At 60.6% G+C, this 22,415-nt stretch carries 16 protein-coding genes; 1 reads left to right on the top strand and 15 read right to left on the bottom strand.

Annotated features, from left to right (window positions below; genetic code table 11):
- Positions 1-6: 6 nt before the first annotated feature.
- Entirely contained in the window at positions 7-645 is a 639-nt protein-coding gene (locus AC07VI_RS17205) for an NF038129 family PEP-CTERM protein (RefSeq protein WP_086146656.1), read from the bottom strand.
- Between the two features lie 10 nt (positions 646-655).
- Entirely contained in the window at positions 656-3,649 is a 2,994-nt protein-coding gene (locus AC07VI_RS17200) for an ExeM/NucH family extracellular endonuclease (RefSeq protein WP_492992967.1), read from the bottom strand.
- 454 nt (positions 3,650-4,103) lie between these two features.
- Between AC07VI_RS17200 and AC07VI_RS17195 the strand changes: the two genes are divergently transcribed.
- Positions 4,104-4,826: a PEP-CTERM sorting domain-containing protein gene (locus AC07VI_RS17195; protein WP_086146658.1), complete on the top strand. Its 723-nt coding sequence runs from the start codon at positions 4,104-4,106 to the stop codon at positions 4,824-4,826.
- A gap of 63 nt (positions 4,827-4,889) precedes the next feature.
- On the opposite strand, the gene AC07VI_RS17190 is transcribed toward AC07VI_RS17195, so the two are convergent.
- From AC07VI_RS17190 to AC07VI_RS17130, 13 genes are all read right to left on the bottom strand, one after another.
- A complete protein-coding gene (locus AC07VI_RS17190; RefSeq protein ID WP_226936450.1) occupies positions 4,890-5,912 on the bottom strand; it encodes a TIGR03790 family protein in 1,023 nt (340 codons plus the stop codon).
- 139 nt (positions 5,913-6,051) lie between these two features.
- The gene (locus tag AC07VI_RS17185; RefSeq protein ID WP_086146659.1) at positions 6,052-6,630 is read right to left on the bottom strand and encodes an FxDxF family PEP-CTERM protein; all 579 of its coding nucleotides are present in this window, start codon (positions 6,628-6,630) and stop codon (positions 6,052-6,054) included.
- A gap of 86 nt (positions 6,631-6,716) precedes the next feature.
- Positions 6,717-7,274 (bottom strand): FxDxF family PEP-CTERM protein, encoded by a 558-nt coding sequence (locus tag AC07VI_RS17180; protein WP_086146660.1) that lies wholly within the window; start codon positions 7,272-7,274, stop codon positions 6,717-6,719.
- A 183-nt stretch (positions 7,275-7,457) separates the two neighbouring features.
- The gene (locus AC07VI_RS17175) at positions 7,458-8,912 is read right to left on the bottom strand and encodes a mannose-1-phosphate guanylyltransferase/mannose-6-phosphate isomerase (protein ID WP_086146661.1); all 1,455 of its coding nucleotides are present in this window, start codon (positions 8,910-8,912) and stop codon (positions 7,458-7,460) included.
- A gap of 20 nt (positions 8,913-8,932) precedes the next feature.
- Entirely contained in the window at positions 8,933-10,087 is a 1,155-nt protein-coding gene (locus tag AC07VI_RS17170) for a nucleotidyltransferase family protein (protein WP_099419976.1), read from the bottom strand.
- Between the two features lie 52 nt (positions 10,088-10,139).
- A complete protein-coding gene (locus AC07VI_RS17165) occupies positions 10,140-11,417 on the bottom strand; it encodes a glycosyltransferase family 4 protein (protein WP_099419975.1) in 1,278 nt (425 codons plus the stop codon).
- Positions 11,398-12,708, bottom strand: coding sequence for a nucleotide sugar dehydrogenase (locus AC07VI_RS17160; RefSeq protein WP_086146664.1), 1,311 nt, complete (start codon positions 12,706-12,708; stop codon positions 11,398-11,400). The genes AC07VI_RS17165 and AC07VI_RS17160 overlap by 20 nt, the downstream gene beginning before the upstream one ends.
- A gap of 11 nt (positions 12,709-12,719) precedes the next feature.
- Positions 12,720-14,717: a heparinase II/III family protein gene (locus tag AC07VI_RS17155; protein ID WP_086146665.1), complete on the bottom strand. Its 1,998-nt coding sequence runs from the start codon at positions 14,715-14,717 to the stop codon at positions 12,720-12,722.
- Positions 14,714-15,784, bottom strand: a complete 1,071-nt coding sequence (locus AC07VI_RS17150) for a glycosyltransferase family 4 protein (protein ID WP_086146666.1) — start codon at positions 15,782-15,784, stop codon at positions 14,714-14,716. Before AC07VI_RS17150 ends, AC07VI_RS17155 begins: the two co-directional genes overlap by 4 nt.
- A gap of 72 nt (positions 15,785-15,856) precedes the next feature.
- The gene (locus tag AC07VI_RS17145; RefSeq protein ID WP_143450650.1) at positions 15,857-17,284 is read right to left on the bottom strand and encodes a phenylacetate--CoA ligase family protein; all 1,428 of its coding nucleotides are present in this window, start codon (positions 17,282-17,284) and stop codon (positions 15,857-15,859) included.
- The gene (locus AC07VI_RS17140) at positions 17,253-18,242 is read right to left on the bottom strand and encodes a glycosyltransferase family protein (RefSeq protein WP_143450651.1); all 990 of its coding nucleotides are present in this window, start codon (positions 18,240-18,242) and stop codon (positions 17,253-17,255) included. The genes AC07VI_RS17145 and AC07VI_RS17140 overlap by 32 nt, the downstream gene beginning before the upstream one ends.
- Positions 18,243-18,336: 94 nt before the next feature.
- A complete protein-coding gene (locus AC07VI_RS17135; RefSeq protein WP_099374616.1) occupies positions 18,337-19,620 on the bottom strand; it encodes a glycosyltransferase in 1,284 nt (427 codons plus the stop codon).
- 192 nt (positions 19,621-19,812) lie between these two features.
- Positions 19,813-22,071 carry a DUF4962 domain-containing protein gene (locus AC07VI_RS17130; RefSeq protein ID WP_492992959.1) on the bottom strand — a complete coding sequence of 753 codons (2,259 nt, stop codon included), beginning with the start codon at positions 22,069-22,071 and terminating at the stop codon, positions 19,813-19,815.
- Between the last annotated feature and the right edge of the window lie 344 nt (positions 22,072-22,415).

Below are 22,415 nucleotides of genomic sequence, written 5' to 3'. Positions count from 1 at the left end.
GCAAGACTATGCGCGCGTGACAGGCTGGCGGCGGCGCAGGGCAAAGCCGATCAGCGCCAGGCCGCCCGTCAGCATCATCCATTCCGACGCTTCCGGCACGGCCGAAATCGACGCGATGCTCGCATACGTGCTGCCGGCGATGGCAGCCGGCATGCCGCCATTGAGCGGCGTCAGTTCGAATTGCACGAGGTTGCCGTTCGCATTGCCCAGGTAAGCCATGCCCGTGTAGTCGAGCAAGCCCACGCCGAACGTCGTGCCCGCGTTGCCGGCCGTGTGCAGGAAGTCGCCGCCAAAGACAATATTGAAACCGAACTTGCCGCCCAGGGTCACGTTGTGAAACCAGTCGTTGTAGGCACCGCCATTGCCGAAGCTCAAGGTGCCGGGCAAGCTGCCGCTGACATTGCCTTCCTGCGATGCCGGTGCGCCGAACGCGCCCGAGAAATTGCTGAGGGTGGCCGTCGCGCCCGGCGCCGGGTTGTTGCCGGCGATAAAGGCGAAGTCGAGGAAACCGGCGCCCGAGAACTGGCGCGTGTCGATTTCCACGCGGTAGCCGAGCGGGTCCGCCAGCGCCACGCTGGAGCTGCCGGCAAGCACGGCGGCCAGGACGGCGCGGCGCAGGGTCAGATTGAATTGCGAAGCAAGCATGATGAGGTCCTTAGAAGTTGCCGGCAAAAATGCTGGCCGAGTAATTGATCGTCACTTTCGACGGATTGCTGAAACTGACGGCAAACGAGGCCGTCGCGCGCGGCGCCAGGCTGGCCGCGTTGACGGTGACGAAAGCCGCGCCCGCATGGCTGCCGCTGGCGTTGGCCAGGGTCACGCCGGCCGGCAGGCCGCCGAACGCCACCTGGAACGGGCCGCTGATGGCCGCCGCGCCCGTGTTGGTGAACGAGAACGTGCCCGTGTACTTTTGCGTCGCGCGGTTGTACGTCAGGCCGGAACTGGCTTGCGCCACGGCGGCCGTGATGTCGCGGTAGGCGGGCTGCAGGTCCAGGCTGATGACGACGGGGTCATGGTCCGAGGCGCGGTAAGGCAAGGCGTTGTACAGGTCTTGCGGCTTGGCCGAGTCGATGTTGTAGTCGATCACTTCCGGCTCGTCCGCATTCACATGCCATTCGGCAACGCCAGCCACTTGCGGGCTCAGCGACGCGCTGGCCAGCGCATGGTCGAGATAGCCGCTCTGGCCGCCGAACACATACGAGTACGGCATGCCGGACGGGCGCACGAAACGCTCGAGTTCATTGACGAAGCCGGCGCCCGTGATGACCTGGATCGGGTCTTCGGCGCCATACGAGTTCAGGTCGCCGATGACGAGCACGTCCGCGTCGCCGGCGGCGGCCGCCACCTGCGGCACGAAGCTGCCCACCAGGCGCTGCGCCTGCTGCACGCGGGTGGCGTTCCAGCAGCTCTGGCTGTCGTTCTGGTCCGCGTCCAGCCCGCCCGACGGGCAGCTGCCCTTCGACTTCAGGTGGTTGACGATCAGCGAGAATTTCTCGCCATTGCCGGCGCGGAAGGTCTGCGCCATCGGCGGACGGTTGTTGATGGCGTTGGCGTCCGACAAGGCACCGCCCACCAGGCCCAGTTTGGCCGGCTTGTAGATCATGGCCACGCGGATGGCATCCGTGCCCGTGGCGGCCGGCTTCGGCACCACGGCGTAGCTGACGCCGCCGATGGCCGCGTTGAGCTGCTCGACCAGGTAGGTGACGGCCGTTTCGCCATTGTTCTGGATTTCCATCAAGCCCACCACGTCCGCGTCGATGGCCTTGAGTTCAGCGACGATCTTGTCGCGCTGGCGCACGAATTCGGCCAGGTTGTCGGCGCCGCGGCAGTTGCTCTTGCTGGTCGACGAACCCACGGTGCAGCCCTGCCCCGTCTGACCAAACACATTGTTGCCATTGGTAAAGGTCGTGAAGAAATTCAGCACGTTGGCGCTGGCCACCTTGACGTTGCCGGACGGCAGTTCCGGGCTGCCCGTGCGTGGGTTGTCGCGCGAGAATTGCGGCGCTTGCGTCGGCTGCAGCTTATACGCGGCACCGCCACCGCCGATGGCGCCGAAATCCACCACGCCCGTCAGGTCGGACACCGTGTCGCCGCTGCGCACGGTGTTGTCCTGGCCGATGTAGGGTATCGTCGGCGGCGTGACGAAAATGCCATCATCGAGCACAATCAGATTGTTCGCATTGGCCGCGATCAAACTTTGTGCTTCGTTCGATCCCGCCGGATAGCGGTTGGTCGGCACTTCGCGCCGTCCCGCCGACAGGGTCAGTTCGCCGCGCGCGCCCAGATAGGCGTTTTGCGACACGGTCAACGGTTGCGTGAAGCGCACCAGCATGCCTTCGACGGCGGCCAGCTTGTCGTTCGGCAAGGTCACATTCGCCGGCACGATGCCGTGGCCGGCGCTTTGCGTGAGGATGGCCGTCACGTCCTTCAATTCCGTGTAGGAATTTTTCGCGCCCGACGGCGTGTATTCGAACACCGTGCCCGTCACGCGCACCAGTTCGCCCGGCTGCACCGTGGTGACGGCCGCGCCCGTGTACACAAAAATGCCGTCCGACGTCGACGGGTCGCCGTCGCCGGCCGCGTCCTGCATGAAGAAGCCGGTGCCCACTTTCAGGGTGACGACGCCCTCGGTCGTCTGCACGGAATTGGCGTAGGGGCTGCTTGCACCGCTGCCCTGGATCTGCGGGATCGTGTGGCTGATGGCGGCCAAGCCCTGCACGGCCACGTCGATCTTGCAGCTGGCGCTTTGCTGCTGGTCGTTGCTGAAATTGACGATGACAGGATAATTTCCCACCGGCACGCCAGCGGCCACCAGCAGGCTCACGCTGGCGCTCTCGCCTGCCACGCCGGCCGCGCTGAAATTGGCCAGGCTGATGCCGGCCACGGCCGGCGAGCTCAAGGTAGCAGCATTTACCACGCCATCGATGTCGGATGCGCGCAGCACGGCGCTGCCGCCATTGCCCAGGGCCAGGGCCAGGCTGGCGGGGCAGCTGGTGATGATCTGGTGCACGACGGGGCCGCCGCAGACGTGGCGTTCGGACGCCGTGTTGCGCGGCGTCACGCTGCCGGCGGCGAAGTCCACGCTGTTGTCATCCGTGTCGCTGCAGCCGCCGTTCGCGCGCGCGATCGACAGGGTATTCGATGGCGCGGGCGCCGCGGCGCCTTCAAAGCCGTTGGCCGTGCCGAAACCCACCAGGTCGACGACGGCGGCGCCCGTGGGGCTGGTGCCCGTCTGCGCCGTCTTGCTGTTGCTCAACAGCACCTTGCCCGCCGTGCCCGACATGGCCAGGCTGCCCGTGGCGTCCGGCGTGGGCAAGTCCTGCGTGCCGCCCGTGCCCTTGGCTTGCTGGACCAGCAAATACTGGCCAGCTTGCAAATCGATAGCGGGCAAGGCGGTCACGGCCCAGTTCGAACCGGCGGCGGACGCGTATTGCACGCTCCAGTTAGCCAGGCTCACGGGACTGGCGCCGCGGTTGAACAGTTCGATGAAATCGTTGCGGTACAGCGCACCCGTGTTGCCGCCGCCGCCATACACCTGGCTGATGACGACATCGGACGCGGCCAGCGCCGGCACGGACAGGCTGGCCAGCAAAGCGGCCATGACGGTCAGGCGCAGGGGCGTGCGCAAGGGGGAGAACGAGGTGTGCATGAGGATCCCGGTCGGTAAATAATTGGCGCCGGTTCCGCATGATGGGCCGGCGCGCCACAATTAACAAAAGTATTTCAGACTTGTTATTTGCATATTAAAGGCCGGGGATGACGACTTGATGACATTTGATTAAGCCGAACGGAGTAAAGGTCCATCTTCCCATCCAGCATGCAAGTAGCAAGTAAACAACATCTGGCCGTCGGGCTTCAGCAAGTACAGCAAATTGCTCAAAGATATGATATATTTCTATTAAATAAGTTTTATTCCTTGCAAGTTTATAAAGCTTGCCCAGTCAGTAGCAACACGCCAGTAAATAGATACGCAATGGGCCCAGTCCACGCCCTGCGCCACGCATTATTCGATGCACTATTTGAATGTACTGCTAATTTTATTGCGTCGAGATCATGGAGCGCACAGCGCCCTGTCGGCATGAAAACCCTAGCGAGATCAAACCATGAAAAAATTCCCCCCCGCCATCCACTTATCCCTGCTGGCCATTGCCGCCACCCTGGCATTGAGCGCAGGCTCTGCTGCAGCGCAAACAGCGGCACCCGCCGCTGCGGACAATAAACGCTGCGAAGCAAACAATGCCGGCGCCAATGGCAATGCCAGTGAGGCAGACATGAACAGCACATATAGCGCTTGTCGTTTGGCAAATGGTGCCGTCGGCATGGGCTGGCGCACCAACGACGGCAAAGGCGCCTTGCCCGAATTCAGCGACGATGAATCCTCACAAGTATTGCGCAAGCCGCAGTTCGACAGTCGCGGCCATGATCTGAGCCAGTTCGGCACGGACGCCGGCACCCGCGCCAAGGGCCTGGGAAGAGGCGCCAGGCAAGATGGCTTTGACTACAGTGCGGGCACGCGCGATTTTGTTGCGCAAGAAAGGCTGGAACCGTTCAGCGGCGGCGAAGGCTATCGCGCCGTGGGACGGGCGCTGCCGGAGCAGTATGCGCCACTGCTGACATCCTCCGACACGCCCCCACCCGCGGCAGCCAGCGGCGGCGGCGTCGGCTCCGGCGGTGCTGGCGGCGGCATCGAAGGCCGCAGCATCGCTCCAACGGCCATATTACCGCCGGTACTGGCCGTGCCCGAACCGGAAACCTATGCCATGTTGCTGGCAGGCTTGGCCATGGTCGCTTTTGCGGGACGCCGAAAGCGGATTGCCAAGGCATAATAAAAAAGGCTCGCAAGAGCCTTTTTTATCGGGTCCGCCGGCGGCGCGGGGTGCCCGCTACCGCTAGCGCCGGAATGCCGCGTACGGCGCGGCCAGCGGATCGCCGATGAACAAGCCTTGGGCAGGCCAGGAAACGCTGCCCCAGTAGGCTTCCACCGCCGTCACGCCGGCCAGGTAGCGGCGCAACAGGACCGTCGGATTGGGAAACTTCTGCCAGTAATTGCAAGGCTCGCTGACGGTGCCGTAGCTGGCGGTTGCCCCTGCCTCCAGCCAGCGCTGGCTGCTCATCTGTGCTGTTCCCTGCAAATCCCCGCCAAATGACGTCAGATGATCCGCCAGGGCGCCCGGCAGAAAATGCAAGGTGGCGAGCTTGGGGACCTTCGCCATGCCCGTCTGGTACACCATGATGTCGCGTGCGCCTTCCAGGCTGTCCGCAGCCATGTTCTTGATGCTCAGTTTGCGCTGCCGCACCTCCCCCGCAGGCGGGAAGAACGGCGCGCGGCTATTGCGCGCCGCTTCACTGGTCCGCAGATAATAGGCGCTGGCCGTTGGCACGGCAAAACCGCTGACTGCCCCGCGGTCGACTACGGCCTTGGCCTCTTCCACAAAATCGATCGGCAACAACATCGACAGGCGCATCCCCATGTCCGTGTATGGCTGTCCCACATTGCTGTTGAAATAGCGGCTGGCTTTGCCGGGATCACACGTCTTCGCGCATTGCGCGCCATCATAGCCCAGCGTGTAAGCGGAGGTGATCGAGTTGCATTCGACGGCGTAGGGCGCACTCCACACCATCAGCACGGCCTGGATCGCGGGCTTCAATTGCGCGTCGATGCGCTCCTTCAATTGCGCGAACTGGTCTGCGCTGAGCTTGCGCGGACGGTTCGGGATATGCACGTGCACGACGTTCGCCGCAGGGATGGCATGGGCCTGGCGGTAATATTCGCCCACCTCGATACTATTTGGCTCCGCATCGTTGATGACGATGGCCAGCTGCGACGGCTGCAATCCTGGCGCGCCAGGCGGCGCCTCGGCATGCGCGATGCCAGCGGCCAGCGCCAGCGACAAACAGAGAAAGTTACGCAATGGTGGATATCGCCCGGTGAGGTGGAATCGAAGCCGCCATGTGGCGGCCGCCAGCTATGCGGATGATTATAGCGCCATGCAACCGACAGGCGAAAAAATGGAGGCCGCAGCCCCCATTTCATGTTTGCAAAGTACGCGTTCAGGCTTGCAGCTTGCGGCGCCGCGCCGCGAAACCCGCCACGCCCAGGCCGGCCAGCAGCATGCCATAGGTTTCCGGTTCCGGCACCGGCGTCACCGCCAGGTTGCCGCTGTAGCTGCCGCCTGCGGACGAAGCCACGTAGCCGTCGATCTGCAGGAAATAATTACCGGCCGCCAGCGGCGTACCGCCCGATGCCAGGCTCCACGCCTGATCTTGCGCCGTGTAGTTGATCAGGTCGAGCGTTCCCTGGAACAGCACGCCGCCCGCATTGCGCAGGCTGAAACCGGTCAAGGTCAGGCCGGAATTGGCGCTGGGCTTGAGCGATGTCGCCAGCGCGCTCAGGTCATTGAAACCCGTCACGCTGAAGGTAAATTTGTCGCTGAAAAAGTTATTTTGCGCGCCAGCCAACTGGCCTGCCGCCAGTGTAAAAGAACCGAGCAGTTCAGCGCTCGAATAGTCGAGCAGGTCCTGCGTCAGATCTAGCGGCGCGTGGCTGATATCGACCGGGGCGGCATGGGCCGCCACGCCGCTGCCGGCAAACATGGCCGCCACGAACAGGGATTGAAGAAATTTTTTCATACTTTTCACCAAGAGTGCTGCAGCCAGCTGAGGCTGGCCGCGGGATAAAATGCGAATGGAAGGCAAGCAACCGTCGTTAGCCGTGCTCAGCCGGCGTTCTGGCGACGGCGCGCCATGAAGCCCAGCAGCCCCAGGCCGGCGAGTAGCATGGCATAGGTGCCAGGCTCAGGCACTGCCGACACCAGGCTGCCATTGGCGCCGAAGGCGGCACCCGTGTTCGACACCACATTGCCGCTGACTTTCAGGTAGTAGGAACCGGCGCCCAGATTGGCATAGGACAAGGCCCATTTGTCATCGATGCCGCTCAACAATTGATCGCCGCCCAGCAACAGGGTATTGCCGACACTGCTGTACAAGCCAAAACCCGTCAGGTTCAGGCCATTCGTCGCGCTGCTGCTGCGCGAGGTCAGCACGACGCTCAAATCGCTGGCTTGCGCCACGCTGAAATTGAAGACGTCATTGAAAAAATTGCTTTTCTGATTATTCTTGAATTTGTCGCCGAAAGTCAGCGAACCACCGGCCGACAATTTTACGGCGCCAGGCACGGAACTGATGTCGACAGGCGCGGCAAAGGCTGCCTGCGCGAATAAAGCTGAACCGGCAAAGGCCAGCGCAGCCAGCACCGAATACGTATTTTTCTTCATGCGATTCCACTGAACGTGAATGCGGACACGCCAGCGCGCCCACATGAGTTATCGGATCAAACCAGGCAGAATCATAGCATAAAGTAATTTTTTATGTTAACTATTGTTTAATGGAAAGTTACTTTATAGCATCATTCTTTAAGCCAATAGTTTCGCTATGCGGCGATCGCAAGGCTCGGCACATCAGACGCGCCGGTAGACATCCTCCAGCCGGACGATGTCGTCCTCCCCCAGATAGCTGCCCGATTGCACTTCGATCAGGTGCAGGGGCAGCTTGCCCGGGTTTTCCAGCCGGTGCGTCATGCCGATGGGAATGTAGGTCGATTCGTTCTCCGTCAACAAGGTCACCTTGTCGCCGCACGTGACTTGCGCCGTGCCGCTGACGACCACCCAGTGCTCGGCCCGGTGATGGTGCATCTGCAGCGACAGCTTGCCGCCCGGATTGACGGTGATGCGCTTGACCTGGAAGCGTTCACCGACATCGATGCCTTCGTAGGCGCCCCATGGGCGGTAGACCTTGCGGTGCTGCACGTGTTCGCTGCGCCCCGCCTGCTTCAGGTGGTCGACCACCTGCTTGACGCGCTGCACCTGGTCCTTGTGCGCCACCAGCACGGCATCGTTGGTTTCCACCACGACCAGGTCTTGCACGCCCAGCACGGCCACGATGCGGCTCTCGGCGCGCACCAGGCAATTGCTCACGCCATCGAGATACACGTCGCCGCGCACCACGTTGCCGCTGGCGTCGCCCGGCTGTACTTCCCACAGCGCCGCCCAGGAACCGACGTCGCTCCAGCCTATGGCAGCCGGCAATACCACGGCGTGCGCCGTATGCTCCATGACGGCATAGTCGATCGAATCGGATGGGCTGGCAGCAAAGGCTTTTTCTTCCAGGCGGCAGAAATCGAGGTCGCGGTAGCCGTCGCGCACGGCCGCCTCGCAGGCGGCCAGCATGGCCGGCTGGAATGCCGCCAGTTCGCTCAGATAGCGCCCGGCGCGGAACATGAACATGCCGCTGTTCCAGAAATAGTTGCCGCTGGCAAGGAAGGACTGCGCCGTGGCCAGGTCCGGCTTTTCCACGAAACGCTCGACCTTGCAGCCTGGCGCGCCGGCGGCTACCGGCGCGCCGCTGCGGATATAGCCGTAGCCCGTTTCCGGCGCCGTCGGCACGATGCCGAAAGTAGCCAGCGCGCCGTCCTCCGCCAGCAGGGCCGCCTCGGCGATGGCCTGGTGAAACGCGGCCACGTCGCTGATGACGTGATCGGCCGGCAAGACCAGCATCAATGCCTGCGGATCGATGGCCAGCAGGTAGTGCGCCGCCACCGCCACGGCCGGCGCCGTATTGCGGCCCACCGGCTCAAGCAGGATGCCCAGCGGCGCCAGACCGATCTCGCGCAGCTGTTCCGCCACCATGAAGCGGTGATCATTGCCGCACACCACCAGCGGCGGCATGACTTCGAGCGCGGCCAGGCCACTGTCGCCCGCGCGGCGGTTGGGCAGGCTGTGCACGCGCAGCGCCGTCTCCTGCAACATGGTTTTATCTGTCACCAGCGGCAACAGCTGCTTGGGCAGTACGGCACGCGACAGTGGCCATAGACGGGTGCCCGAACCGCCGGACAGGATGACTGGATAAATTTTCATGATTTCACTTCACAAACAGTTTATTGGGTAGCATACCGGGCCGGTGGCGTTTCCACGCGGCGCAGGCTGCGCCGGTCGCGCGCATTGCCCCAGGCGCCAACTGCATACTCGGAGGCGTGGCGCATCTGGCCGGCCCGGTCGACACTGAATTCCTTGAAAACGATCATTTCGTCGAGCAATACATCGGCCAGCACACGCGTGTATTCGAACAGCACGCTGCGCACCACTTCGGCGCCGGCGCACACATGGCTGCCATGGCCGATCCACGTGGGCCCGACGATGACGGCGCCCGCATCGATGCGGCAGCCCGAGCCGATATACACGGGACCTTCGATGCGCGTGCCGCCGCTCCAGTCGATACTGGTATTCAAGCCCACCCATACGCCATCGGCAATCTGCCGCCCTGGAACGTGCAATTGAGCAACTTCTCCCATCAGCACGCTTTGCAGTACTTCCCAGTAATCCTTGACGCTGCCGATGTCGATCCAGTTGTATTGGCGCTTTTGCGCATAGAATGGCAAGCCCTTTTCCACCAGCAAGGGAAACAACTCGGAACCGATATCGAACGGACGGTCGCCAGGAATCAGGTCCAGCACTTCCGGCTCGAAAATATAGATGCCGGTGCTGACGCAATTGGACAGCGCATCGGCCTGGGCCGGCTTCTCCTGGAAGGCGCGGATGCGCCCGTCGGCGTCGCTGACCACCACGCCGTAGCTGGACACCTTCTCCCACGGCACTTCCAGGGTGATGACGGAGGCCAACGCCCCCATGCGGCGGTGCTCAAGCAGGGCCGATTCCAGGTCGAGATCGATCAAGGCGTCGCCGCACAGGACAATCGTCGTCTCGTCAAAGAAACCGCCAAACTCCTGGATCTTCTTCATGCCGCCGGCTGAACCCAGCGGTTGCGGTACGACCTCGCCCGTGCCATTGGTATAGCCTTCGAACGAGTAGCCGATCTGCACGCCGAACTGGTGGCCTTCGCCGAAATACTCCTCGATCTTTTCGTGCAAATAACTGACGTTGACCATGATTTCAGTCACGCCATAACGGGCCAGGTGTTCCACCAGATAAGCCATCACGGGCTTGCCCAGGATGGGGATCATCGGCTTGGGCAAATCATAGGTCAGTGGCTGCACGCGCGTACCCTTGCCTGCAGCTAAAATCATTGCTTTCATCGTCGCACTAGCTCCGTCAGGATGGGGGAATGGATAAGCCGGCTGCGTGCCGCTACTGGCCGTCCTTGCGCAACGTCGCGGGCGCCACCGGCGCGGCGCTGGCGGGCGCGGCGCCGGGAAACAGGCGCGCGTACGCGGCCAGCAGCTTCGGCGCTTCATATTCCCACTCCAGCTCGTTGACCACGCGATGGCGGCCGAAGGCTCCCATCTGCTCGCGGCGGGCGGGATCGTCCAGCAACTCGACGATCTTGCGGGCCATGTCGACAGGATCGTTCTTCAATGCATACAAGGATGCCTGCTGTGCGGAAACCTTGCCCTCGACCAGATCAAACTGCACGATCGGTTTGCCCAAAGCCATGTATTCCATGATCTTGTTCATGGTCGACTTGTCGTTCATGTCGTTGGCCACGTCCGGGTTCACGCAGACATCGGCCGTATTGAGCATTTCCAGCAATTGCTGGTCCGGCACGCGTCCGGTAAACGTCACGTAGTCGGCGATGCCCAGGTCCTGCGCCATCTGCTTCATCTGTTCGAGCGAAGTGCCGCCGCCGACCAGGCCGAAGTGCACGTCCTCGCGCTGCAAGGTCTGCACGATGTATTGCGCCGCCTCCAGCAGCAGGTCGATGCCTTCCTGCGCGCCCATCACGCCCACGTAGCCGACCAGGTAGGCGCGGCCCTTCTTCAGCGCCGGCACGGGCGGCAGCACGCGCAGGCGGTCCAGCTTGGGCCCGCTGCGCACCACGTAGACATCCTCGGGCTTCATGCCGCCCCGTTCGATGGCGATCTTCTTGTACGACTCGTTGGTGGCGATCGACACGTCGGCGCTCTTGAACGACCAGCGCTCGAACAGCACCATCAGCTTGTAGAAGAAGTCGCGGCGGCCGAACTTGGCTTCGTACAACTCCGGATTGATGTCGTGATGGTCGAACAGGAAACGCTTGCCCATCGTCAACTTAAAGAAACCGCCGATGAGGAACAGCAAATCGGGCGGATTGCAGGCGTGAATGACGTCGAAGCCGCGCGCAAAATGCACTTTCCATGCCAGGCGGAACGTGTGGAACAGCGCCAGCGAGTACTCAACCAGGTAGCCCTTGGCCCCTTCCGCTTCCAGCGGCAGGTGGTAGCGGTAGATATGGATGCCGTCGATGGCTTCGTAGCGCGATTCGTAACCCTTGCCCGTGGGGCAGATGATCGACACTTCGTAGCCATTCGCCTGCAGGGTGGTCGCTTCCTGCCAGACGCGCCGGTCGAACGGCGACGGCAGGTTTTCCACCAGGATCAGCACGCGGCGCGGCGCACCTGCCAACTTGTTACCAGCAGATGCCGTCATATTGCTCTCCACTTTGTTCCTTGCTGATGCGTACCAGGTCAACGATATGCTGGTGCGGCTGCAGGCTGGCGGGCACGGTCTTGAATTCGGCCGCGCCATTGCCGATGACGATGGTGTCGGCAAAATCGAGCACATCCTGCATATTCGTCACCATCAGCTTGGAGATGTGCGGGATGTGGTTGAGGATGTAATCCTGGTTGGCGCCCGTCAGGGCGGCCAGGTTGACGTTCTTGTCGTACAGCTTCAGTTCGTAGCCCTTGCCCAGCAGATACTCGATGACGTCGACCAGCGGCGACTCGCGCAAGTCATCCGTGCCGGCCTTGAACGAGAAGCCCAGGATGCCCACCTTGCGCGCGCCTTTGTCGACGATCATCTTGATGCCCTTTTCCACTTGCCGCTGGTTCGACGGCAGGATAGAGTTCAGCAAGGGCAAATCGAGGTCCAGGCTGCGCGCCTTGTAGGTCAGCGCGCGCACGTCTTTCGGCAGGCACGAGCCGCCGAAGGCGAAGCCCGGCTTCATGTAGTACGGCGACAGGTTCAGCTTGGTGTCCTGGCAGAAAATCTCCATCACCTTGTGGCCATCGATGCCGACGGCCTTGCAGATATTGCCGATTTCATTGGCGAACGCCACTTTCACGGCATGCCAGGTGTTATCCGTGTACTTGACCATCTCGGCCGTCTCGACGTCCGTGCGCACCAGCGGCGCGTCCATCTTTTCATACAGCTGCACCAGCAGCGCGCCGGCCTTTTCATCGGACTCGCCGATGACCGTCTTCGGCGGATGGTAGTAATCGTAGACGGCCGTGCCTTCGCGCAGGAATTCCGGGTTGTTGCAGACGCCGAAATCGACGCCGGCCACCTTGCCCGACGCCGCTTCCAGGGTCGGGATCACCAGCGCGCGCATGGAACCGGGCAGCATGGTCGAGCGCGCCACGACGACGTGAAAGCTGTCCTTTTCGGCAATCGCCGCGCCGATTTCCTGGCACACCTTGCGCACGTGGCTCAAGTCCAGGTTGCCATTGAGCTGCGATGGCGTGCCCACGCAGATGAGCGACATGTCCGAGCCGAAGACGGCGTCGCGCACGTCCGCCGTGGCGCGCAAATGGCCGCTTTTCACGGTGGCGGCGATCATCTCGCCGATGTCTTTCTCGATGATGGGCGTGGTGCCCTGGTTGATCAGGTCGACCTTGGTCTTGTTCGGATCGACGCCGATCACTTCATGCCCATCCGTTGCCAGGCAACCGGCAGAGACCGCACCCACGTAGCCGAGGCCAAAAATACTGATTTTCAAAATATGCTCCCTTAATAATTAGCCGGCGACGCCTGCGGCATCAGCTCGATGTGCGTCACGATTTCAGTTGTTCCCTGCACCCGCATGCGCCAGGCGGCGCTGGCAATCGGTGATTTCTCGTCGAAGCGGCGCGATATCCAGCCGCCAGGCGGTGTATCGCTGCCGCGCAATATTTCCGGTGTTCCATGCGAACAGCGCATGCGCAGGCCGGAATGCCGGCCCTGTGCCTGCAATTGTCCGTCGTGGACGGTGACGAGGCACTGCTCTCCGAACTGCCAATGCACGGAAATATCATGTACATTTGTACATTGTAATATGTCTTTTACAACAATGCATTTATTATTAAAGTTGAATTCGATACGACGCCGGTGCAGCACGGGATCGGCCAGGCGGCTGTAGCCATCGTGTTCGCCCTCAAAAACTTGCACTTCAGAATTCGTATCATGGGCAATCATGCGCGCATTGGCTTTTTTCAGCCACATGAAATTGCCGCCGATTTCAGACTGGTCCAGGCCGTCGACGGCCACCGTGTTATGCGCGGGCGTGCTGCGGAAATAGTCGCGCCATTTTTTTTGCGTGTGATAGGCGTAGGTGCCTGGATCGGTGAGCAACTCTTCGCCGCCGACGGAGAGGGTAAAGGCCAGCGCGTCGGCATGTCCATGCGCGGCAATGGACAGGTAGCCCAACGGTGCGCAATCGGCCACCAGGCGCACTTCGTCGGCCGTGCCAAACTGGCTGCCAAGCAAAAAGTAGCCGCCTTCCGGAAACGCCATCACGGGCGCCTCCGGCAAGCCACCATCAAGCGCCTGCCACTGTTGCAAGCCCGCCACACCAAACAGCCAGCGGTTCTTGTCATCAAAATGGCCAGCCTTGCGCTTGAAGTCGGCGCGGTCAAACAGCACGGCGCAGCTGGCCAGCAGCGAACGGTAGCGATGCCAGCCGTCCTCGTGCGCCAGGCGTACCATCTGCGCATCGTCGGCATCGCCCGTCATCGGCACGTTGCCATCCACGTCCATCAGCGCGGCGATGAAGCCGGCCAGGCGCTCCAGGCGCTGCAAGTACGCCGCGGAAAAGCCCGTGCCATTGGCCTGCGCTATCATCTGGCACAGCAGCATCATGTCCATTACTTCATGCTGGTAATAGACGGCTTGCTCGCGGTTCACGCCATCGGGCGTATTTTGCTTGAGCGCCTCCTCTTCCAGCCCCTTGCGCGCCAGCGCCTGCCATTTTCCACTTTCCGGCCAGCAAGGCCAGACCAGGCTGGCCACGAACAAGCCCATGTATTCGCCGAACAGATGATTGTTCGCCGACGAATGACGCGAAAAATAACCGGCGATAAAGTGCGCATGCTGATAGATCGCGGCAAGCCACTGTTGCAGGAAGCGCTGCCCCGCCTCGCCCTGGAACAGCGGCGACGCCAGCCCTCCCAGCAATTCCCAGGCGCAAGCCCAGTTCAGCAGGCGCAGCGCCAGCTCAAGCGAACTGGTCCAGTGCACGCCCATGGGATACGGGCATTGCCCGAACCATGATTGCAGCAGGGTACGCGCGCCGTCGGCGTAGCGCTGCTCGCCCGTCACTTTCCATGCCTGCGCCAGCGCCACCAGTTCCAGGTGCCGGTTCGGTTCCCACAGATACTTGATATCGCCCACTACTTTTTCACTGCGATAATCGATCTGCTTGCCCAGGGTCAGCGGCGCCACGGTACCCGTCTTCGGGTCGCGGTTCCATTGCGGCGGGAAACCCAGTTCCGCGCCACGCAGGGCAAAGATGTTCCAGCGGCCCGCCAGCACGGCGTCGGCAGCCCCGCGCAGGGCGGCGATATCGGTATCATGCCCGTTGCCAGCCAGAAAGGACCGTCCCGTGCGAGACAGGTCAGGCGCGGGCACGCTGCGCAGCAAACCGATGCCCAACTTGCTGGCCTTCTTTTGCAGCAACTGTTGCACGCGCCAGGCGATCTCCGGCGCCCCCATCAATTTCAAGCGGTTGATTTTCCAGGCCAATGATGTCATACGGCACGCAGCCCCAGGTCGTTATAAATTTGTTCCAGGCGCGGCATGACCGCCGCCGTGGAGAACTGACATTCCACCTTGCGGCGCCCCGCAGCCCCCATTTTTTGCGCCAGGGCATCGTCGTCCAGGAGCCGCGCGATCCGGTCAGCAAGTCCCTTGACATCGCCGGGCGCAAGCAGGTATCCCTCCACCCCATCTTGTATGGCATCGGGAATGCCGCCGACCGATGTGGCGATCACGGGCACGCCGCTAGCCATCGCCTCCAGTATGCTCATCGGCAAGCCTTCAAAATACGAGGGCAAGATGTAGATGCGGCAACTATTGAGCAGACGCGTCTTTTGTTCGCCGTGCACCCAGCCCAGCAAGTCGACGTGCTGCGCCACTCCCAGCGCATCGGCTTGCTGCTGCACGGCGCTACGGTCGCCATCGCCACCGAGCGCCAGATGCAGCGCGGGACAACGCTGCGTCAGTTCGGCGCAGACCTGCAGCAGGTCATAGACGCCCTTGGCCCGGCCTAACTTGCCCAGAAACAACACCGTTCCCGCTTGCCGCGCCGGCCATGGCGCGACCATGGGCGGCAACGCCACGGGATTGAGCACGGTCTCGATATGTGGATTGCGGCTCATGCCCCGCACCCAGACATGCCAGCTGCTCGACAGCACCAGGACGCGCGATGCATGGTTGAAAATATAGCGGATATACGCGCGCCGCAAAGGACCGCGCAACCCGTCATAAAAAGCGGCGAAGCCGCCGCCATGCAAGTGCAGGATGCTGGGAACGCGAAACAGGAATGCAAGCAGGAAAAAACCCGACTTGCGCCAGAAGCTCGCGTTCGAGGCGACATGCACGTGAATCAGGCCGACCTGCCCGGCCAGCAGCATGAACAGGCAGCGCGCATAGGCGCAGAGCATGATGCGCAGCTTGGCCAGCGGCCCGCTGTCACAATGCGTGGCCAGGTAATGCACGCGATAGCGTTCAAACAAGCCCGTGCTCTCATACACGCGCACTACGGAAGCAATGCCGCCCATGGTGTTCAGGCTGGTGCCCAGCATCAGAATTTTTTTCATGTCGAATCCAGGTCATTTGTCATTTCCCGCCAGCAGGCGGGGCACTGCCACACATTGCCATGCCGCACGGCCCTAGCGGTTTGCCTGAGTGTTCGTCTCATTGACCACCCAGCGGAATTTTCCCGCTGCCGTATTGGGCAAGGCTGCCTTCAGCACCACCTCCACGCTGACGCCGGAATCGACCATGGTATGGATATTGTCGAGCAGCTTGAGCTTGTCGCTGTCGGAAAAGGCGGGACCAGGCAGCAGGCGCACTTCCCAGCGCGCCGCGCCCACTTGCGCCACCTGCGACTTGAGGATGTTATCGACGCCCTTGAAGGCGAACGTCAGGACCGATGGGCTGATCACCGCTCCGCCGCTGCCGGTGATGCTATCTTCAAATTTGCCGGTAACGGGCTCGATCATGGGAAAGGGCCTGCCGCACGCGCAGCTGCCAGGCTTCCAGCGGCTCCGGTCGCTGAGCCGGTAACGCAGCAGCGGCATGGCCAGGTTATGAAAGGTCGTTCCCACCACAAAACCTTCCCCGTCGGTCGCCTTGCCGTGCTCGTCCAGGATTTCAACATGGGAATAATCACTGTTCACATGCATGTGACCATGTTCGCACTCGGTCGCGAATGCCACGCGCTCGGCCATGCCATACATATCCATGATGGTGGCCCCCAGGCGCTCGGCTATCAATGCGCGCTGATGCGGATACAGCGGTTCCGACGCCGTAAACACATAAGGAATGGATAGCCGCCGCCCGCGCCGCTGCAAGAAGCCGGCCAGCGTGTAGGCCGTCGACGGATAGGCTTGCAACATGGCCGGCGCCGCCTGCTCCAGGCGGTCGATGATCGCATCGGCATGCGCCTCGGTCAGGTGCCGCGACGACAGCAGCAACTGGCGGTTATAGCGGTTCCAGAACCAGAATGGCGGTCTGGTCTGGTTGATCCCGGTCACCATGTCGCCACGCAGCGTGGCGCGCGTCAACCGGGGCGTGTAGCCGGACCAGCTCCAGTGGCGCTGGATGAAGGCGTTTTCCATCAATACCGACTGCATGCTGCGAAAAATCGTCAACGGTGTGCCTGTCGTGCCACTGGTCTGCCCGGCTGCCTGCCACGGCCGTTTGCGGCCCTGATGCGGATACAGCGCGGCACGGTGCGCAAGCAGGGTCGCCTTGTCGATCACGGGAAAATGCTCGTGCAATACCTGTGCCGCCTGGGCCGGCGTAAAACCGCCTGGCATGGCCGCGTAATGGGGCAGCGTACGCATTGCGTGCCGCATGCTCGCATGCAGGCGCAAGCGCGAATAGTGCGCCAGTTCATCCACACTCATGCGTTCATGCGCGGCGAGGCGGCCCATCGCGCGTTGCAACAAAAAATTATCGCGCAGCATGGCTCGCATGCCGAAACGCAGTTCGTTCTTGATTGAAGACATAGTCACAATGGCTCCCGCAACGGGACTTCCGATAGGAGTGGGGTGAAAGGCATCAAAGTAGCAGGAAACGATGGATTTCTTCACCTGGACTGCCGACCCGGGCCAGGCGGGACTCCGCCTGCGCGATCGCATCGCTCAATGCTTTCCGAAATGCAACATCCTCGACGGCACGCTCGAGGGTTGCGCGCATGGCTTCGACATCATCATGCGGGACGAAGCCCGGATAATCGCTGCCCAGATAGGCCTCGATCGCCTCGTGGCGCGTCGCCACCAGCGGCTTGCGGTTGCGCAACACCCGCAACAGCACGCTTTGCCCGCACGCCTCGCCCTGGCTTTTCAAGGGCATGGCAACTACGCGGCTGGCGGCCAGCAGACTCTCGAACTGCGCCTCCGGCAAATCCAGGTGCAGGGTCACGCGCGACTGCGCCGGCACAGCGACGTGGTTGCGTTCCGCTGCCACGACCACCAGCGGGGCACCGACGCCCGCCATGGCCTGCAACAGCAGGTCATAGTCGCGGTTGGAATATCCACCGGCGAACACATAGTCGCCCTCGACCGCTGCCGCGGCGCCACCAAAACCATAGAGCTCCTGCCGCCACAGGTGAAAATGCACATCTTGCGGCGCCATGCCGACGGCCTCGATCAAATTATCGCGCTCCCCTTTCGAGAAGGCGACAAAACCCATCCCGGGAAAGCGCAGCGCGCGCCAGAGCAGGTTGAGACAGCGGCGCGCCCGCAGCGAATGAACGAAACACGCCATCACCAGCAGCTTGCGCGGGCGCGTCACCAGGCCGCAACGTATCATCGCCAGAATGGGTAGCGCCTGCCAACCGATCAGCAGCACGATATCGTCGCTGCCCCACAGCTTGCGCACGCCCCACAGTTTGGGCGACGCCATGGCTGACAGGATGGACAGTTTTCCGCGAAACGACGAACCACGGCCACGCTCCGGCCCCATGTTGCTGACGCGGGCACCCTGCTGCTGAAGATAGGCGACAACGTCCTGGTAGCCGCCAGCTTGGGAAAGGATTATTTGAATCATCAGAAAACATTTTCAAAAAAACATTATCACATAGCATAGCGACATCGTCCACCGTTTTGCTGCAGTGCACAGGATTGTTACAATATTATGGTTTTTAAACAATTCTCTCCCGGTAAACGGAGGCGAGCCGCCTGGCCAGAACGCGATAGCTGCGCTGTTCGTCAATAAAGGCCGGACCAGTGGCGGCAAGCAAGCGGGCGGCGGGCAGGTCGGCAAGAATGATGCCGATCTGCTCGGCCATCGCCTCGGCGGTACTGGCGGACAGCCGGCCAGCACCGCTGGCGCGCAACACATTTTCCTGGTCGGGACTATCATTGCCCACGCAAGGCATGCCCAGCGCCAGGTATTCGAGGAGCTTGGTCGGGGAACTGTAATCGAACAGCGCACCGCGCGGAACATAGGAAAGCGCCACATCGGCGCCACAAAGCAGAGCCAAGGCCTGCAGCGACGGCAGCCAGCCCGTCACATGCACCGCGTCAGCAATGCCCAGACGCGCCGCATGGGCAATCAAGGCGGGCACATCGGACGCCGTCGGCGAATCGCCGATGAACAGCAAGCGCGCCGCGGGTTGATGAGTACGCAGGAGCAACAAGGCATCCAGCAACATCGTCAGCTCACGCGAGCTATCCAGCGTGCCGAGATAAGCGAGCACGGGAACACCTTCCCATCCGGCCAGGCGGCGTGGCGCAATTGCGGCGGCATGCAGCACTTCCACGTCTACCCCCATCGGCACGGCGGTTATTTTATCTATCGCAATACCACGTTCCACCATCAATTGCTTCATCGCTTCACTTTGCACAAAAACATGATCCGCCCTTTTCAGCACGACCTTGTACAACAGAAAGCGCTCAACCAGCCCCTTCAGCAACACGAGGTAGTAGCGCTTGCCGCCACCGGCGGCAATTGCTGATCGGGCACGCGCGATACGCCCTTCACTCATCAGAAATGATACCCAATAGGTAAACCGAATACCCTTGCAGCGTGCGACAAGCATCGTCAGCAGACCGATGGAGACCATATCTCGCACCTGGATCAGGTCACACTGCTCTTTACTGGCCGCCAGTACGCGGCCCAGGCACAGCTTGAAAAATGCCCATTCCTGACGCAGGCGACTGGAATACTCGGCGGGACGCGCCTGTGTCCTGTAAGCACCATCCACCAGTTCCCCCTTGCCTGCCCTGCCAACGATGTCACATATCACGCCATGTTGCGGCAGGTACTTGCCGAACAGCGCAGCCACGTCGACACGGAAGGTGGGCAAGGGTTCAGGTACAAGTTGCAATAATCGAAATACGTTGTGTGATTTCAAGGCAAACATCCTCGATAAGCCCGTCAATGAAAGACGCTGAAAAAAGATCGATGGCAGCGACGCGGCCATCGATCTCAAAGAACAGGCATATCATACCCGCGCCAAGGTAAATAATTAACAAAAAAATAGCTTCATTGACATAAAAATCACTCCCTCTGCCCCCTGCGTTCGCACTACCGCTCCTCATCCGCACATAAAAAAACCTGCCGCAGCAGGTTTTTTTCAACTGATCATGGATCTCTGGGGCACAAGCTGGATCGGTCAGTTCGGAATAAAGATCGCCTGAGCTCCGACCATCAACTGTTTGCCAGTGCTAGTGGTGGTTAGAGTAGTCTTCGGACGCTTGCAGCCGACATCGAGCAAAACAATGAATTCGCCAGTCTGCGCAACACTCGTTTTCACAAATGCACCATGATCCTCGGTTTTACCCGGGGCCGGCGGCGGCCCCGAGCGCGGTTGGTAGCTATTGGCCTCGCCGCCCAAGGAAGTAATGCAAAGGGTGCGATCTACTTTGGTAATCTTCACGGCGGTTGCACTCTCCGTGGCGATCGGTCCAGCCGCATGCAGATTCCATTCGAAGGACAGGGCGGTGGGCGCCGAGAGCCGGTCCACCACCACCACCGCATCCTGACCGCGCAAGTACCATACCTTGCGCACTGCCGAAGTCAACGCGCCACCGTAAGCGGGTGTCGCGTCACCGGCCGCATAATCCAAGGTCGGAGTCGTAGAAAATGCCGTGATCTTGCCATTCCGGCTCAGGTTATTGGAGTTATCGTTGATTAACTGACCTACGCCATTATTGAACGTGATGGCATTATGCGATTTAGTCTGGCGGTACCACGACATTACCAGTGGCGAATAGTAATAATCCTCATAACCGGACTCAATCAACAAACGGCGCCCGCCACTATCGATCACCAGTGCGTTCTGATCGCCATGACCATGATTATACGAACCATAGGGACTGGATTTGAAATAGACGGAGGTACGGGCACGATCCGCCAAATTACTATGCATGGCGACCCAACCGATAGTCGGATACAAGGCGGCATTGGGGGGCGGCACGGGTGTCTCGGTTACCGTTTCAACAGGCAGAGGATAAGGCGCCTGAAACAAAGTCAGATCAGCCTCGTCGCCAACGATATTCTTGACATACCAGGCTGCCTGAGGCGTCTTGAAGCGCGATGAAAAGCCTTTCAACACAAAATTATAGATATCCCCCTCATGCTGATCGCCAAATACCTGTCCTGGCGCACCTGGCGGCAGGAAGTGCATCAAATAACGCGCAAAGCCATTGCTCCACGGCTTGGTGAAGATATTCACGCCAGTCGCTTCAGCCATCGGCTGCCATAACTGCAGGGCATACTCCGTATTAAACATCGCATAGGAGGTACCGTTGGCGTAGCCGCCTTCGGGACCGCTCCAGACATACACCGCATTGACATAGGAGCGGAAAGAAAAATCAAACCAGGTAGCAGCGGCAGGGATATCACCCATCGTGAGCGTGGAAATCACCGCCAGATAGCCGAGCGCTATCACGCCGTGAGCATCAAAGGGGGTTTGATCTAACCTGTAATTGTCTTTGATGAGATCAGCATACATGGGAGTGACCCGCGCACTAATGGCCGCCATCCAGAGTGCTTTGCGCTGCGGATCCTTGCTCAACTCGACCGACAGCAAGTCCGAGCACTTAGCCAACGTCAACATGATGCTGCGTGTCGCCATATCATGATTGACATAGCTGGTCATGCCCTCAGGATCAAGTGCTGCCAACTGGTTGCCACGTGTCAGTGCTTCCTGCAGATACCTGTTCTCACCTGTAAGCCGGTACAGTAGTGTCGCGCCCAACATTTGATTGGTTGCACTGCCTATGGCTTGAGAAATCTGGGTGACATACGCCGTGCGCGCTGCCGACGGCGTACTTGACGTCAATGGCCAAAGCGAATCCGATGGCGCGGCCAGCGGGTAGGCTCCACCCGGCATGAGACTGGTAACCTGGGCCGTAAGACGAGTCAGGGCAGCACCGCGCGCCGTGCGGATGGCCGGAGTCCAGGCACTCAAGGGCAGAAAATCCGCGCGTTGCTGGCGAGGACGAGGATGGGCCAGAATTTTGCTCTTGATTGACTCGTTGTCGGGTACTTCAAACGTTTGTGACGCACTATCAATCGTAAAGGTACGCGGCGTCGACCAATCGGTACTGGTACTGGGACGCACGCGCCAACTGTACTGGCCCGCGCTGAATGCCGTTGTCGGCAGATAAAAGGTGCGCTTACTCGTGTAAGTGGCAAACACGACACCACTCTTTTGAACCTCAACAACATAGGACGGCGGCGCCACGCTGCCCGGGTATTGTGCCCACGAAAAGGCAGGCGGGTTTTGCGCCTGCGCCTGCCGGTCGACCGGGGCCGGCCGGACAATGAATACCTCTTTCGACTCGGCCCAATCAGCCTGACTGGATCCAGCCAGCATACTCATCGCCAGCCCCAGAGCAACAGAAAAAAGTGACTTATTATTAACCATTATTGGCTCCTACAAAAAACAATCGGATGCTACAGGAAGCGACATCACCTCATCGAGCCTGCCAGGACGCCGCATAAAAATACAAACTACATAATCATCATGCATTAGCACCTAACCGCTATTTCACCTGCGTCTTAATCACCCAACTATACACCGTATATAAGATAATGGCGTTGTCCCAAGCCAACAAACAGTCTTAAGCAGGAAGATAAAATAAAAAACACCGATACGTCAATGGCCATAAATAAAACATTATTTAACAAATCATGCCAGATGTAATATTTTAAGAAAAATTAAATACCACAAATGGAAACTGATGATTTATTGAAAATATTTATATATTT

It is taken from the genome of Janthinobacterium sp. GW821-FHT03A03, from assembly GCF_059421435.1.
The sequence above is the reverse complement of the archived record's forward strand: the minus strand, read 5'-3'. Positions and strand labels throughout refer to the sequence as shown.

Excerpts from the sequence above, each read along its gene's own strand:
- AC07VI_RS17205 (WP_086146656.1), bottom strand. The coding sequence starts at position 645 with ATGCTTGCTTCGCAATTCAATCTGACCCTGCGCCGCGCCGTCCTGGCC.
- AC07VI_RS17200 (WP_492992967.1), bottom strand. The coding sequence starts at position 3,649 with ATGCACACCTCGTTCTCCCCCTTGCGCACGCCCCTGCGCCTGACCGTC.
- AC07VI_RS17195 (WP_086146658.1), top strand. The coding sequence starts at position 4,104 with ATGAAAAAATTCCCCCCCGCCATCCACTTATCCCTGCTGGCCATTGCC.
- AC07VI_RS17185 (WP_086146659.1), bottom strand. The coding sequence starts at position 6,630 with ATGAAAAAATTTCTTCAATCCCTGTTCGTGGCGGCCATGTTTGCCGGC.
- AC07VI_RS17180 (WP_086146660.1), bottom strand. The coding sequence starts at position 7,274 with ATGAAGAAAAATACGTATTCGGTGCTGGCTGCGCTGGCCTTTGCCGGT.
- AC07VI_RS17175 (WP_086146661.1), bottom strand. The coding sequence starts at position 8,912 with ATGAAAATTTATCCAGTCATCCTGTCCGGCGGTTCGGGCACCCGTCTA.
- AC07VI_RS17170 (WP_099419976.1), bottom strand. The coding sequence starts at position 10,087 with ATGAAAGCAATGATTTTAGCTGCAGGCAAGGGTACGCGCGTGCAGCCA.
- AC07VI_RS17165 (WP_099419975.1), bottom strand. The coding sequence starts at position 11,417 with ATGACGGCATCTGCTGGTAACAAGTTGGCAGGTGCGCCGCGCCGCGTG.
- AC07VI_RS17155 (WP_086146665.1), bottom strand. The coding sequence starts at position 14,717 with ATGACATCATTGGCCTGGAAAATCAACCGCTTGAAATTGATGGGGGCG.
- AC07VI_RS17150 (WP_086146666.1), bottom strand. The coding sequence starts at position 15,784 with ATGAAAAAAATTCTGATGCTGGGCACCAGCCTGAACACCATGGGCGGC.
- AC07VI_RS17140 (WP_143450651.1), bottom strand. The coding sequence starts at position 18,242 with ATGATTCAAATAATCCTTTCCCAAGCTGGCGGCTACCAGGACGTTGTC.
- AC07VI_RS17135 (WP_099374616.1), bottom strand. The coding sequence starts at position 19,620 with ATGGCCGCGTCGCTGCCATCGATCTTTTTTCAGCGTCTTTCATTGACG.
- AC07VI_RS17130 (WP_492992959.1), bottom strand. The coding sequence starts at position 22,071 with ATGGTTAATAATAAGTCACTTTTTTCTGTTGCTCTGGGGCTGGCGATG.